Annotated in this window: 5 protein-coding genes and 1 pseudogene; 5 read left to right on the top strand and 1 reads right to left on the bottom strand. The window is 63.4% G+C overall.

What is annotated here, in order from left to right:
* Positions 1-359 precede the first annotated feature (359 nt).
* Positions 360-11,201: a VCBS repeat-containing protein gene (locus H4O13_11830; protein ID MBE5316075.1), complete on the top strand. Its 10,842-nt coding sequence runs from the start codon at positions 360-362 to the stop codon at positions 11,199-11,201.
* A gap of 28 nt (positions 11,202-11,229) precedes the next feature.
* A complete protein-coding gene (locus H4O13_11825; protein MBE5316074.1) occupies positions 11,230-11,751 on the top strand; it encodes a hypothetical protein in 522 nt (173 codons plus the stop codon).
* A 419-nt stretch (positions 11,752-12,170) separates the two neighbouring features.
* Here the strand turns inward: H4O13_11825 and H4O13_11820 are convergent, their stop codons facing one another.
* Entirely contained in the window at positions 12,171-13,187 is a 1,017-nt protein-coding gene (locus tag H4O13_11820; protein ID MBE5316073.1) for an IS110 family transposase, read from the bottom strand.
* Positions 13,188-13,327: 140 nt separating this feature from the next.
* Between H4O13_11820 and H4O13_11815 the strand changes: the two are divergent.
* From H4O13_11815 to H4O13_11805, 3 genes and pseudogenes are all read left to right on the top strand, one after another.
* A pseudogene (locus H4O13_11815) lies at positions 13,328-13,765 on the top strand (transposase).
* Between the two features lie 82 nt (positions 13,766-13,847).
* Positions 13,848-14,962 (top strand): IS3 family transposase gene (locus H4O13_11810; GenBank protein MBE5316072.1). Its coding sequence is split into 2 segments (ribosomal slippage): positions 13,848-14,100 and positions 14,100-14,962, totalling 1,116 coding nucleotides; the frame shifts between segments, so codons are not numbered across the junction.
* Positions 14,963-14,983: 21 nt separating this feature from the next.
* The gene (locus tag H4O13_11805) at positions 14,984-15,391 is read left to right on the top strand and encodes a hypothetical protein (GenBank protein MBE5316071.1); all 408 of its coding nucleotides are present in this window, start codon (positions 14,984-14,986) and stop codon (positions 15,389-15,391) included.
* Positions 15,392-15,836: the final 445 nt, after the last annotated feature.

The following is a 15,836-nucleotide window of genomic DNA, read 5'->3' as shown; positions in this document are numbered from 1 at the left end:
TGCGTGGCCGCCGCAAGCCCTTGCCATCCTGCGCTGCGTTGCGCGGAACCCACCAAGACGCGCGCAACCCGCGCGCTCGCCCTCCATGGCACGCGGCACCGCCGGGCCATGGATACGAGCCCAGGCCGGCAGTCCGACGCCTTTAGACAGCTTGGCCCCTGCATTCGAGGCCTGCCCAGGCTGGGCTGAAAGCTCTCGTGTGGGCAGCGCTGTCGCTGCTTCGAGGGCGCTGATCGATTTCGTTGCCGTTTTCCGAGTAGGCGTAGGTCCGGCCCTTTTCGCGACCACAAAGCCTCCCATCGCGGGAGCTTTCGGGTCGTGCTGCGGCCGGGACTCGTCAGCTAATCCCTGGGAACGACATGAAGATCTGGATGCGGCTTACCTTCGTACTCGCGGCCTTAGTGGCCGGAACAGCCTTCGCGATGTGGGGTGAGGCTTTCTCATCGCCTGACTCTGGCAGTGCCGGGTCGGAAGCAAGGCAGGAACCTGCTGAAAGCAAGGAGCTGGTCGCCGATCCGGGTCCCTGCGGCTGTCCTGTCGGGTTCGACTGCATTCCGACGCCCAGGGTCGGCTTCATCACCCCGGTCGAGGGCGATACCTTTCGCGCTGGTGAGGCGGCAAACGTCGAAGTCTTTGCCTGCGATTTATTCGCGCTTGGCTTGGGCAACGAGGATCCAACCAATCTTTCGGTCACTTGCCCTGGGGTCAGCCTGACCACTTCAGAAAGGCTGGTCCAGATCACGCCCTCTGGTGCAGGCACCTGCGAGTTGATCGTGACGGCCGGTGACCAGCAAATGCGCGGCAAGTCGTTGGGCCTTCAAGCGAAGCTGTCCGTTCCGGTGGTGTCCACCGCGCCGAGCGTGGCCTTCACGTGGCCAACACCCGATCTCGCAATCGTTGAGGGCAACCTGGTCCAGCTGTCGGCGACTGCGACGGATAGCGACGGTTCGGTCGTGAGCGTCACGTTTCAAGTCCGCAACCGCAGCACCCAGGCGCAGATCTTCACGCAAGTGGACAGCAGCGCCCCTTACGGCGCCAATTTGCCCTGGACTGCTCCGGGAAACTACGTGGCGACCGCGCGAGCGCTCGACAACGAGGGCAACGAAACCCAAACTTCCGTTCATTTTTCGGTGAATGCGAGGCCAACGATTACATTCGTGCAGCCGGTTGCGTCCAGTTTCACTGCGCCGGCCAATGTAGTCTTTGAGGTGTCTGCCGCGGACTCGGATGGGTCGATCAAGCGCGTGGATTTCGAGCTCATCAATACTGTCAGCGGGCAAGCGACCCGAAGCAGCGATAGCCTCCCGCCTTACACACACCCTGCCAACGGGTTGACCGCGGCCAGCTATCGAATGCGGGCGTGGGCCTTTGACAATCAGGACGGTTGGCGGGAGGCTACGCGCGACATCACCGTATCGACGAATCCCCCGCCAGTCGTTGCTCTGACGTCGCCGACGCAGAACCAATTGATCACTGCGCCCGGAGCGATCGAGCTTCGCGCCACCGCGACCGATAACGGGTCGATCACGTCCGTTGAATTCCGGCACGGCGCCGGCGGCGCCACACTGATTGGAAGCGGCGTCGCGGCGGGTGGCAACGCTTTCACCTTTAATTGGGCTGGAGTCCCGGTCGGCGACTATCAGGTGATCGCGCGCGTGCGTGACAACGACGGTGCGGTAGTCGACTCGGCGCCGCGAACCCTTCAGGTTCGAACCAACACAGCGCCGCGCTCGGCCACCTTGGTTCGACCCAGCCCACAACCGCAGACGGTCACCGCAGACGGTGTACCAAACTCCCTTCGCTACAGCGACAACATCTTCTCCAGCAACCAGTTGATGAGTCTGGAGGCCCGATTCCAGGACAGCGAAGGCAACTTTGACCGCGTCGAGTTCTATCGCAACACCCGTGTCGCTTCGAACTTGCTGGCGACCGTGCGTCCGACCACTTCCGGAAGCACGAACTTCGTCGCACGCGCCGAACTGCCGCTGAGTCCTGCGCTTCAGAGTGAGCGCATGCAGACGGTGTTCGCTGTCGCCTATGACACCAGTGGTGCAGAAGTCCAGACCAGCAGTGCGCCCGTTGCGATACACGCGCCTTATGACTGGCAGCAGATCGAGTCTTGTCCTGCGGGAACTCCCAACTGTTCTCCGGCGGGCACGGGTCATTCCATTCCAGGCGTGATTCAGGCTGAGCGCTACGATCTCCGTGGTGCCGGTATTTCTTACTTTGACACCGACCCCTATATCATTCCTGCAGCAATAGGCGGATTTCATGGCAACCCCAGGAATGACGATGTCGATACCATCCACTGTGGCTGGAGCAACCAGCAGATTTCGGATAGTTGCGTTATCGCTGGGCGCAAGCCAGCCGAGTGGCAAAGATGGAGGGTTCGTTTCAATCAGGGTGGCGTCTACCGTTTCTTCGCCTGCTACAAGGAGGAGTTCAGTGGTTCTGCCGCAGGCGCTGGTTTGACTGAAGCTTTGCAGGGGCGCCCCTTCTCGCACGCGCTAGGTGTCGGATTCGAAGGTCTCGGCGGTGAAGGTCCGATTAACTTCTCTCTGCAGTTGACTCCTGTGGTCGATGTCGAGTCCCTCTCTTTGCGTGGTGCAGCGGGACTGGAGAGCGTTTCGTTGCCTGCGTGCGCAGCGGAGAACGGCTACAAACTGGAGTCAGTCGAACTGCCCTACAACTTCCAGTCGGATTACGCTGGTCGCATGACGCTCTATGTGCCGCATGCGGATTTCTTCCCGGAGTACTTCAGCCTCGACTGGGTGGCGCTGCTCCCGGAAGCCTCGGCAAACGATTCCATGGCCGTCGCTATAACACAGCCCCTGGAAGGCGCCGCCTTCCCCTTCCCGTTGGCACAGCCCATTCGAATTCAGACTCAGACTCAAGCGGCAGGATCGAATACCTTTGTCCAGTTCTTCTATAGCAGTGCACAGACGAATTGGGGCGAGGTTCTCCTGGGCGGCGACACAAGCCCGCCTTTCGAATTGGCCTGGACTCCCCCGGCTGTGGGCGACTATCGTCTCTCTGCGAGGATTTTCTCGACGATCAACGGTGTGCCGCGTAGCCTGCCGTCAGCGCCGGTAAACATCCGCGTCAGCACGGCGCCTCCGAATCTGTCCCCACAGGTAACTTTGTTGGAGCCGGTGTCAGGCCCTCAGCCGACTGGCGCGACGGTTGCGCTGCGAGCCAGAGCCGTCGACCCCGACGGAAACACTGCGCGGGTTGAGTTCCAGGTCAGCCGGAACGGCTCGGACATTGGTGGGCCCATCGTGGCGGCCAGCATTCCGGGCGCTTCGGGCGAATGGAGGGCAAGCTGGACGGCTCCAGCCACAGCCGGTAGCTATCAGGTCCGAGCGCGCGCGATTGACTCGGCCACGCCTTCGGCCGTCGGCGAGTCCGCGAGGGTCGACCTGACCGTTCAGTCCGTCCCTGGCTTGGCGCACGAAGCGCCCACAGAAGTCCCGGCCACCGTCGCCTTCGCCTCTGACGGCGTCGGCGCCACCGCCGGCACGTTCCGCGTGGACGAAACCGGCTCGGCGACGTACTCGATTCCCTTGGCGGTCGTGCCGGGGCGTGCAGGCGTGGCGCCCGAGATGGCGTTGGCCTACAGCTCGCAGGGCGGCATGGGGGTGATGGGGCGCGGCTGGTCGATCGCGGGCGCGTCCTCCATCAGCCGCTGCCGGCAGACGGCGGAGGCGGGAGATGCAGAAGCCAGCGCCTCCGGCAGCCCGCCGCTGAGCTTCGGCGAGAGTGACCGCTACTGCTTGGACGGCCAGCGCCTGATGCTGGTCGCGGGCAGCTATGCCCCGAATGCAGCAAGCATGGAGTTCCGCACAGAGATTGACAGCCTCGCGCGCATTCGTGCCTTCAATACCGACGGCGTCAACGGCCCGAACTACTTTGTCGTCCAAGCCAAAGACGGCACCACGTCCTGGTACGGCGACAGCATCAGCGGTCAGGGGCTGCCGTTCATGCCCTCGAACTTCGCTCCGGTGCCCAGGACTGACGCAGCGCTGCGGCGCAATGACGGCAGCGCGGTGGCGCCGGCCGCCAACGCGCCAGTGCTTGCCTTCGCGCTGACGCGTCGGATGGATTCGTTCGGCAACTTTATCGATTACCAGTACGCAACTGACCAAGCCCAGGGCGAGCAGGTGCTCAGCCGGGTGGAGTACACCGGCAAGGTGCAGTTGAACGGTCAAGCTGGGGCAGCGCAGCCGGCGTTCGCGGCGCTCCGCTTCAACTACGAGAACCTGCCTGTGACCCAGGAGCGTGCCGGCTGGCAGGCGGGCATGCGGGTGCGCAGCACGAAGCGCCTCGTGTCTGTCGATTCGCTTGCGAGCCTGTCCTCGGGTCAGGTGATCCGCCAGTATCGGCTTACCTACGGCGCAACTCTTCCGATCTCTGGCGAGGGCGTTCTCAGCGAACTGCGCGAGTGCAGCAGCGCGGCAACCGACGCCGTGTGCTATCAGCCGACCCGCTTCGGCTGGAACCCCGGCTCGCTATCGATGGATCAGTTCTTCAACCCGAACCTCGTCAACTACACCCGTGAAGATGTGAAGGGTCACCAGCTCGGTGACATCGACGGCGATGGTCTGATGGATCTGGTGTGGTTCGACAATCGGACCGCCACACCGGGACACTGCCCTGCCGGCTTGCCCTGGGGGACTCAGCGCATCTGGACGGGCTTTGGTACGCCCAAGACGATCGATGGACAGCAGCACTTCGATCTCGAGGTCGGCACCCAGCGGCATGCCTGCAGTCTCCGCTCCTACTCTGATCTGCCGGGCGCCTGGTTTCTGCAGGACTACAACGGCGATGGGCGCGACGACCTCTGGCTTGCAGACAGGCCGCCGGCAGCGGGGCAGGTGCACAGCTGGCAGATCTATCCCTCCAACGGCCGTAGCACGACGGCGCAGGTCTTCAACCAGTCGGCCGGGCTGCTGAGCACCTGCCCGCAAAACGACCCGGATGCCGCCAACTGCCTGCCCGTGAACCTTGGCAACAACCTGCTGGTGCAGCTGGCTGACGTCAATGGCGATGGCTTGCTCGATGCCGTGTATGGCTCGCCGAGCAGCCAAGTCAGCTCGCCCGAGGGCAACGTCATCCGTATCAAGCTGATGGAGCGCTCCGCCAGCGGATACGCGTTCTCACGCGCGTACAGCGTACGGCTGGACTTCGACGGCGAGCTTGCGGAATGTGCAACTGCCGGTCAGGGCCCCGGCCCGGTGCTCGGCCAGCCCACCCTTCGGGAGTGCCGTGTTCGCTTCGAGGATCCGTCCAGCCGTTGGGGGCGAGCGCCCAACCCGATGGATCTGAACGGCGATGGTCGCGGCGATCTTCTGCTCATGGTCGACAAGATCTACGAGGAGCTGTGCCCCGACTGTTCGCTGCCGCGCCCCGTCGAAGCGGGTGAGCAGGCGTCCAGCTTCTGGATCCCGTCGTCCGGAAAGCAGCTCGATGCTCTCGTCCAGAACGCGCTGACTGTGCGGCGCGGCGTTCAGACCCGAACAACCGTTCGCAACTACCACCTGGCTGCCGTGGTCCAGCGCATTGACCCGGTCAATCGACAGGTGCAGCTGGCGCCGTATCACGAGTGGCAGCCGACTGGCACCGGGGTGCGCGATCAGCTCAACCCGTCTCCTGCCGACCTCAATGGTGATGGCCTCATGGATCTTGTCTGGTCTTCGCAGACCTCCGGACAGCTCGACATTGAGCTGAACACCGGTGACGGATTCATCCCTGTGCAGTCCCTGACGGGTATCCACGGCCGCGACTATCTCCGTGTCCTCGACTTCGATGCCGACGGACGCGCCGATCTGGTCTATCCCAGCGGCTCTGGCCGGCAGTCGTCCTGGCAGATGCGCCGCGGACTCGCCGATGGCGGCGTGTCGACCTCGGCTGTCACCCCATCGCTTCTCGAACGCGTGGGTGTTTCCGGCTTGATCCTCACCCTCGATCCAAGGCACGGTGCCTTCTTCTTCGCGGACCTCGATGGCGATGGCCGTACCGACTATCTCGATGTGCCAATGGGGCCGGATGGCGGTGACCGTGCCCGCTTACTGCGCACCAGCCAGAACGGCCTTGGTGGCGCCGGTCGCTTCAGGCCGCTGGCCCACGTCAACACCATCACCAACGGCTACGGTGCGGTCACCGAGATCACCTATCAGCCGTTGACCAATGGCGCGGTCTACCTGCGCGAGCCGGGCTCGCGCGCGCAGTCGGCTTCCATCGGCAATGGCTCGCCGGTGCAGGATCTGCTGGGCGGCATGTACGTGGTTTCCCGCGTCGCAAGTGACGCGCCGAGCCTGGGCAATTCCGCTCGCAGGAGCGAGCTTCTGTACCAGTACCGCGGCGCACGCATGCAGGCCGGTGGCCGCGGCATGCTGGGCTTCCGCGAGGTCCGCACCATCGATGCGAACTTTGATCCCGGTGCGGGCGGCGCGCTGAACCACATCGTCTCGATCACCGAGTACGGGCTGGCAGCGAACGATCCGGAAACCGGCGTCGTGCGCTACGGCTTCCCCTACATCGGCATGCCGCGCGAGTCCCGGCAGTACCGCGTGAGCGGTGCTGTTCCCAGCGGACTACGCAACTGTCTGCTGTCCGGGCCTGAGCAGACGTCCGGTCATTGCTTCAATGCCAGCGGATTCCCCGGCAATTCGAACACGTTCTTCGATGAGCCTGCCGGCACCCTGCTGAGCTACGCCCGCAACCGTTTGGCCCATGCAGTGACCGTTACCGGCATCGCGGGCGAGCGCAGCGTGTTCCCGTACATCCAGGCCTCGTTCGAAGCCAAGGGCAACCCGGAAGCCACAGGGATTGCGAGCCTGTCCGAGACTGTCAACCTGTTCAATTACCAGACTGCCTGGGGTGATTTGGCGAACAGCGAGGTCAGCACGGCCAATGGCGCCAGCTACAGCGGGCTTGCCGCTCTGCGTACCGAGGCCGTCGCGCGCGTCTCCGCGCAAACTCCTGAGGCACGCTGCCCGTCAGCCCGTTGCGTCACTCGCGTCAGCACGGTCAATACCTGGCTGTCCAGCTCCCAGCCAACGACCACCAGCGACCTCAACTACTGGCGTCTGGGCCGACTGGAAAAGAGCAGGGTCACCCATTGGCGCCAGGGGGCGCACGCTGAGCCGGCCAGCAGCCTGAACCGCGAGTCGCGCTTCGAGTACGACATGAGCAGTGTCACGCGCACCGGCGCCCTTACGGTCGAGCGCGTGGCCGGCTTGTCCACCACAACCAGCGCCATCGCCCCCAATGACAGTCCGTCTGAACTGAAGACGATTCGACTACGCGATGCCTATGGCAACGTCACCGATACTTTCGTGTGCAGCGGAGACGTCCCCGATTCCACATGTCGGGACCCGAGTCTGCTGCTGCAGCGCCCGGCGGGCAGCAGTGGTCTGCCGCTGACGCGCGTGCATCGCCACACCCGCACGGAGTACGACAGCCAGGGCCGCTACCCCGTGCGTACGCTGTCGCCGCACTTCGACGGCACGCCCGACGGTGGGCTCTATGCGCTCGAAACCGTGCAGCTGCGCGATGCCTTGGGCAATGTGTTGCAGACCGACCGCTTGAATGGCGGCAGCGCCACCGCGACCTATGGACCCTTGGGCCGTCAGCAGACCAGCACCGACAGCACCGGCGCCAAGACGGTCAGCGAGTTCCATTGGTGCGCCGGCGGTGGCGCCAGCGGCCAGGTCGCTGCTTGCCCCTCTGACATCGGCGCGGTGTTCCGGCAAACCTCCTATGCCCTGGGCGGCACCCGCTCGGTGACCTACTTCGACCGTCTGGGTCGCGAGGTGTTTGCCCTCAGTGAGAGCTTCAACCGCTACGACGAGAACGCTGCCAACGACTGGATCGGCGTGTGCAAGACCTACGACGGCCGTGGTCGTACGGTGGCGGTGACCGAACCCTTCTTCGTGGGCAACGTCGCGATCAGCGGCCTGCGCCCGGAGCTGTCGACGGCCGTTGGCTGCGCGTCCAAGCCCAGCACCCGCACGACCTACGACGTGCTCGATCGCGCTCTGACCATTCGTCTGCCGGAAGACACTGGCAGCACCACCGTGGCTCGCACCGAAATGGAGTACCAGGGCCTCAGCACCACCACCCGCACCCATCTCAGCCGCGCGACAACGCCCTTTGCGACGCCGACGGTGGTCACCCTGTCCGAGGTCAAGCTGCACGATCCCACGGGCCTCGTCCTCACGGTCACCGACGCGGAAGGCCTCGAAGCCAAGTACGCCCACGATGCCGCGGGCAACCTGGTCGCCCTGAAGCGTAACGCCGGCAACGGCGATATCGTGTCGCGCATCGGCTACGACGCGCTTGGCCGCAAGATCAGCCAGAACGACCCCGACGCCGGCACCGCCAGCTATGCCTACAACGCCGCCGGTGAGCTGATCTGCAGCCAGGACGCGCGTGGCTACGCCACGGTCACCGACTTCGATGCGCTCGGTCGCAGCTGGCGCAGCCAGACGCTGCGCTCGACCTGTGCCTCGACCACGAACGCTGCAACGACACCATCGAACGCAGAAGCGTCGATCCTGCCGACAGCCGCTACGGGTGAGCACTCCAGCGTCGACCTCACGATCTACGACCTGGCCGCCAACGGCGTGGGGCAGATCGAGAGCACCCTGCGCCGCCACCGCGTCGGCAGCACTTACGCGGGCTACCGTGGCGTGGCCGCCGACCAGGGCGAGTTCCAGCAGACCTCTGCCTACGACAGCTTCGGTCGCCCCAGCCAGGTCACCACACGCTTCCTTGAGCCGAACTTGAACGGCAGCGGCCTGAGCCAGCGCACCTTTACCCAAAGCACGACCTACGACGCCATCGGCCGAGTGGCCACCACCCAGGACGCCACCGGCGGCAGGGTCGAGAACATGTACAGCGCCCACGGCTTCCTGCGTCGCGTGCGCGATGCCGGCCAACCCTCGCTGGTGTTCTGGGAGCTGCTGGAAACCGATGTGCGCGGACAGACCACGCTGGACCGCCGCCACGGCAAGGTCGAACTGACCCAGAAGCGTGAATACAACGAGGTCACCGGGCGGCTGGCGCGCATCGTCACCGGCACCTGGTCCAACAACCAGATCCACAGCGCCGTGCAGAACCTGTCCTACGTGTTCGACGCCCAGGGCAACCTGCTCAGCCGCAAGGACGAGCGCGCCGAAGGCCGCGAGGAAGTGTTCGTCTACGACCGTCTGAACCGCCTGATCGAGGCGCGCTTGAGTGGCATCTCACTCACGCCGGGTGCCAACACGACCACGCTGACGCTGAGCTACGACAAGCTGGGCAACATCTGCAGCAAGAACGGCGTGGGCTACACCTATGCCGGACGTTCGGGCTGCGGTCTGAATGGCCTGTCGGGTGGCGGCAGCAACAGCGGCGCCAGCCCGCACGCGGTCACCGCGCGCGGCGCTCAGGCGTATCAGTACGACGCCGCCGGCAACATGACGCGCACCACGGGCCACAACGCCGGCCCCGGCTTCACCAGCACCGTGCGCGATGTGCGCTTCGACGGCGCCGGCAACGCCGATCGCCTGTCGATCAGCAACCAGAGCACCAGCTTCTGGTACGCCGGCGGCGGCCGCTACCTGCGTCTGGACGAATCGAGCGATGCCCCGGCCAAGCTGACCCGCTACCTGGGCGGCGTGGAGTGGATCCTGCGCAGCGGCGGTGCCGAAGAGCGCCGGCGCAGCATCGGCGGCTTCCTGCTGCTGACCGAGTCCGTGACCGCGCAGCAGCCCACGCCCACCCGCAAGTACCGCTACCTGCTCACCGACCACTTGGGCTCGACCGACACCCTGGTGGACGAGAACGGCGTGGTGGTGGAGCGCATGTCCTTTGATGCCCACGGCAGTCGTCGCGCTGCGGCGTCGGGCACCGGCCTGTGGGCCAGCCTGCTGCCTGCGGTGGCGCCGACCGACATCAACCCACAGGTCAACGCCGAAACCACCCGCGGCTTCACCGGCCACGAGCACGTGGACCGCATGGGCCTGATCCACATGAACGGGCGGCTGTACGACCCGCTGCTGGGGCGTATGCTCTCCCCCGACCCGATCGTGCAGGAGCCGTACAACGCGCAGAACCTGAACCGGTACTCGTATGTGCTCAACAACCCGTTGAGCTATACGGATCCTTCGGGGTTGAGTTTTGTTAAGAAGTATTGGAGGCAGATTGTCGCCATTGCCATCTCAGTCTTCGTGCCGGTCCTGGCGCCTACCTTTGCGGCATCCTTCTGGGGGGCGGTGGCGATCGGGTTCACGTCCGGTGTTGTGGCTACGGGCAGTCTGGAAGGTGGATTGTGGGGGGCCTTCGGTGCCGGTATTTTTCACGGGATTGGTATAGGTTTTGAAAGTGTGGGCGCAGGCAACGGCGCGAACTTCGATGGTGTGTTCAACACCAACCTCACAGGCCCCCAGTTCGCTGGACAAGTCTTGTCTCACGCGACTGCTGGCGGTGTGATCAGTGTGATGCAGGGGGGGAAGTTTGGACATGGCTTTGCGAGTGCTGGAATATCAAAGGCCGCGGGACCTGCTACTGCGAATGCGCCCAACGATTTTGTCAGGGCGGGGGTGCACGCGCTGATTGGTGGAACGGCTTCGGCGGCTAGCGGTGGGAAGTTTGCGAATGGTGCGATTACTGCGGCGATGGCGTTTGCGTTTAACGAGGCTGCTTCAGCGTTCCGCACTCAGCTTGCTATGAAGGCGAAAGTTGGAGACTTTATCGAGATCGCAGTTGATCAAAATGCCGAGCTCTCAGCGAAGCTTCAGGCGACGGACGCGATATCGCTCACGGTCGCACAGGATGGAAGCGGGACTGTTAGCTTGGGCGGCGGGGGGTCTTACGGATTCAGTGTTGACCCTAAAACGGCCTTCGCTGGGTTGGAGCGGTACTCCAATGGAATTGAAGTAGGGTATTTCTCTGCAGAGATCGGTATTAGGCGTGATGGAATGATGGACTTGACTGTGGGGCTAAGCGCGCAGAGGTTTGTTCCCCAGTTCTTGGAGGAATATTTTGAATTGGGTGTAACTTATAGCTTCGAGGCAAATCCGGTTGATCTTGTGCGTCAAAATACGGGGGCGTTGGGTAGGGCTGCCCGAATGCTAACCCCTGATCAAAGCATGCCAGAGCATCTCAAGAATCTGCCGCGATACCAAGCTGAAAGATTCAAGAGGGCAGGGCTGTGATACCTGATTCGTTTGCAGGAGGGAGAAGATGGCTGCACTAATATGTGTTGCATCTGGCTTGCTTTTCTCGGGGGTTCTCTCGGGGGCCGGATCAACTGGCGGCAACCCACTGGAAACATCGCTCGGTGCCGCGTTCTCCAGATTTGAAGGCGCTGTCGAGGCGTTCTCCTCCGTTGAATCCGCAGAGGAGTACTTGATGAAGCTCTCGCCATATTTGGAGGATGAGATGAATCAGTACTATTCTCGATTGCTGCGCGACGGCGGAATTTCTCCGGACGGTCTGAAAAAGGACTGTGGGGTCTTTCGATTTCGCGGGTGTTTCGGGTCCGACTTCGAGATTTCGATATTGGAACAAGCTTCCGGCACAACGACAGTCGGCTGCGTGCGTCTAACGGGGCTGGCTCTTGGTGGTGGAATCGTGCAGAAGGATTTGGTTTTCCATCGCAGCGGGAGCGAATGGAGATTCGTAATCTCCAACCAGCGCAGCTTCCTTGGCACCCAAACGCCGGCGCCTCTGACCGAAGTGAAAGAGTGCTTCTCTCCGCGCTGAACTTTCAGGAGGAGAATCCGGGGTCACCATTGCGCCGCCCGTGTCAACAGGGCTGACAAAACTCCTCCCGCTTCCCGGGCTTCTCTCTATTCCTGCTGACCCGCTCTTGGCTTGACCGTCCCCGCCTGTGTTCACGTGTGGCTGCGGCTCTTGGCCGCACCAGTCACCATTTTGGATCTAGGCTCCTTCGGGAGCCCCAGGCATCGCTGCCCCAAACACTCATCGGTTCTGCCCTGGCGTCCATGTGGCCGGTTTTGGCTGCACAGGTAACGTGGTTCGCGCGGTGCGCGTCCAACCCTTCGTTGGCTCGCCGGGCAGGCGGCCCCTGCCTTTGAATCGGGTCCGACGACGCCTGGATCATTCAGATCTGGTGGTTGCAAACCAACCCCATGTTCCGACCTCAGGCGCCGCCGGTGTGCTTAGCCGAACGCCCGCTTCACATCGAAGTGGCCTCCGTCTTTGATCAGGTGGTAGCCGGCGCGTGCCAGCTTGTGGGCCACGGATTTGATCGCCACCGGGCGCGGCTTCTTGCTCGCCTTGCGATCGAACCAGCGGCGGATCTCGGGGCTGAAGCGGATCGCGAAGTTCGCGGCTTCGATCCACGCCCAGCTCAGGTAGCGGTTGCCGCACTTGGCGTTGCCGCTGCCCTTCTTCTTGCCGTTGGAGAGCCGCGTGCTCTCGACCATGCGGCAGTACGAGGCGTAGTCGCCGACGCTTTCGAAGCGTGAGATCTCGCCCGTCTCCAGGAGGATGGTGCTACCGAGCACAACACCGATACCCGGCACGCTGCGCAGCGCTTGCAGTTCGGGCGTGCAACGGATCGACTCCAGCACCCAGCGTTCCATCTGGTCGACCTGGCTGTGCAAACACTGCAACAGCTTGAGTTCTGACAGCACCGCCAGGCGCTCATGAACGTCCATGAACGTGCTCTCGATCGCCTCGCCGGTCAGCTGCCGCAGGTCGTTGGTGCGGATGCCGTGGCCCATACGCCGCGACCACGCACTCTGCAGCGAATTGGTCAGCGTCACGCTCTGGCGAACCAGCAGAAAGCGTCGTCGCAGCAGATCGCGCACGCCGCGTCGCTCACGCGGGTAGATGTAGCCCTCGGGCAGCAGGTTCAGGCGCAGCAGATGGGCAAGATGCCGCGCATCCGTGTGGTCATTGCCATGCTTCAGGCCTGCGTACTGCGGAATCGCGGCCGTGTTCACCAGACGAACATCAACGCCGGCATCCATCAGGCCATCGACCAGCCAGTACCAGTTGTAGGTCGACTCCACCGCCAGCGCCTTCAGCGCATTGAGGAAGGGCCCAAGCGCCTGCAGCACGTGCTCCAAGCTGTTCGGCAAACGTCGCTCGAACACCACTTCGTCCTGCTCGTCGATGACGGACAGCACCCCGTTGTTGGAATGAAGATCAATCGCTGCGTACAGTGTCATCGCCGCCTCCTACTGCTGCTGGACATGAGCCAGCTAGGTTCCGCACCTTGGACTGTCCTGTCAGCAGTCGGGGGCGGCGCGATGAGTCTTCAGGTCTAGCAAAGTAGCATCGGGGTGCCGCCGGGGTTAGGCTCGGCGGCATGGCTCGACCGATTCGCATTGAGTTCGAAGGGGCGCTGTATCACGTGACCTCGCGTGGGGATCGGCGTGAGGCGATCTATGAGGACGATGGTGATCGCGCGCGGTTTCTTGAGCTGTTGGGCGAGGTGGCGGGTGGATTCAACTGGGTGGTGCATGCCTACTGCCTGATGAGCAACCACTACCACCTGCTGATCGAGACGCCCGACGGCAATCTGTCGAAGGGCATGCGCCAGCTCAACGGGGTGTTCACCCAGTACAGCAACCGCCGGCACCGCCGCAGCGGGCATCTGTTCCAGGGGCGCTACAAGGCGATCCTGGTCGATGCCGACAGCTATTTGCTGGAACTCGCGCGCTATGTGGTGCTGAACCCGGTGCGCGCCTGCATGGTGGCCGACGCTGGCGATTGGCCCTGGAGCAGCTACGGCGCGATGGTCGGGGCGCAGGCCTCGTAAGCTCCCCGGTACTGCGGACACAGGTTTCTAGAACTTTCTGGCAAGGTTTCCCAGCCAGGAGGTTCAGATGCGCAAGTCAAAGTTCAGCGAGACGCAGATCGTCTCGATCCTCAAGCAGGCCGATGCGGGTATGCCGGTCAAGGACGTTTGCCGGCAGGCCGGGATCAGTGTGGCGACGTACTACCAGTGGAAGTCGAAGTTCGGTGGCATGGAAGCCTCGGAGCTCAAGCGCGTGCGCGAGCTCGAGGAGGAAAACAGCCGCCTCAAGCGCCTGTACGCCGACCTCGCGCTGGAGAACTCGGCGATGAAGGACCTGATCGCAAAAAAGTTGTAGCGCCGGCGCAGAAGCGCGAGGCGGTGCGTTTCCTCTCGGAAGCCCATCGCCTGCCGCTGCGTCGGTCCTGCGCCTGCATCGGGCTGTCGCGCTCGGCCTGGTACGCCCCGCCACTGGACTGGACGGTGCGCGATGCCGAACTGATCGCAGCGCTTTCAGAGGCTGTGCGCGAGCGGCCGAGCCGAGGTTTCTGGAAGTGCTCGGACCTGCTGCGGCGCCGGCGTCCCGACTGGAATCCCAAGCGCATCTATCGCGTGTACAAGGCCATGAAGCTCAATCTGCGCCGCCCCGCCAAGCGTCGTCTGCCCAAACGCGAGCGCGTACCGCTGTATGTGCCGCGACTGCCCGACAGCGTGTGGTCGGCGGACTTCATGAGCGACGCGCTCGCCTGCGGCCGACGCTTCCGCACCTTCAACGTGATCGACGACTTCAACCGCGAGGCGCTGCACATCGAGGTCGACACCTCGATCAACGCGCAGCGCCTGATCGGCGTCTTCGAGCGCCTGCAGCGCGAGCGTGGGCTGCCGCAGGTGCTGCGCACCGACAACGGCCCTGAGTTTCTCGGCGAAGCATTCGTGGCTTGGGCGAAGTCCCAAGGTATGGCCATCCAGTACATCCAGCCCGGCAAGCCCAATCAAAACGCCTACATCGAGCGCTTCAACCGGACATTCCGCGAGGAGGTCCTGGACCCGCACCTGTTCTCTCGCTTGGACGACGTCCGCGAGGCGGCGTGGTGGTGGATGCTCGACTACAACGAGGAACGACCCCATGACGCCCTCGACGGGATGACACCCGCCGAGCGCAAAGCCCAAGCAACCGAAGGTTCTAGGAATTCCTTGTCCGCTTGACGGGAGAGCTTACGGAAGCACTTGAACCGTCAGGTCTACCTGGGCAGCGATGCCTTCGTGCAGCGGATGCAGGACAAGGCAGGGGACGCTGATGACATCAACGTCCCCCGCGCCCATCGCCGGCCACCGCCTCCGTCCTTGGAGGCGCTTGCTGCCGCCTATTCCGACCGCGACGCCGCCATGCTGGCCGCCCATCGCACCGGGGAGTACAGCTACGCGGAAATCGCCCGCCACTTCGGCGTCCACTTCACAACCGTGGGACGGGTGGTGCGCGGGGCTGGCAAGCTCCAACGCAGCTTCCTCAGGGCCCCACTTAATGCAGTACGGGTACTGGTGGCGTCGGAAGGTTTGGTGATGGGGTTTGATTCACGAGAACTTCTTGGCAGTGGATTCGCGCGCTGTCGCTTGAGCGCTGTCCCCAAGAGCTGATGATCGAAACGTTAACGGTCCCTTCGGCCGGATGTCGTTGGCAAGACAATCTTTGGAAGGGGAACGTCGAATGCTGGGGCAGCGTCATCAAGAACGGGCCCGAGTACTCCCAGATATAGGTGAAGAACGGGCTCCGTGGCCAAACCTCGCAATAGTGTTCGAGACCGTCGCTCATGCAGGTTATGGTTGGGGTTGGTGGAGGTCTAAGCATGCTCCAACACTCTAGTGAGCAGGTTCCCGCAGTGTTTCCCTCCCCGGGTTCATTGGCGAATAGGAACTCGCCATTCTCGCACGACCCTTGGCCCGCCCCACCCTCAGAACAGTTGATTAGTTCTGCGAGTGCAGGGGGTGCGACCAAGATCGATCCGAATGCAATGAGCGCGCTGAGCGCCGTTCTGTGAATAGTCATGGATTCTGCCTTTGGTGTCTTGTGGTGTGGAGTGTC

The sequence above is a fragment of the Lysobacterales bacterium genome (assembly GCA_014946745.1).
Lineage (GTDB): Bacteria > Pseudomonadota > Gammaproteobacteria > Xanthomonadales > Xanthomonadaceae > Aquimonas.
The sequence above is the reverse complement of the archived record's forward strand: the minus strand, read 5'-3'. Positions and strand labels throughout refer to the sequence as shown.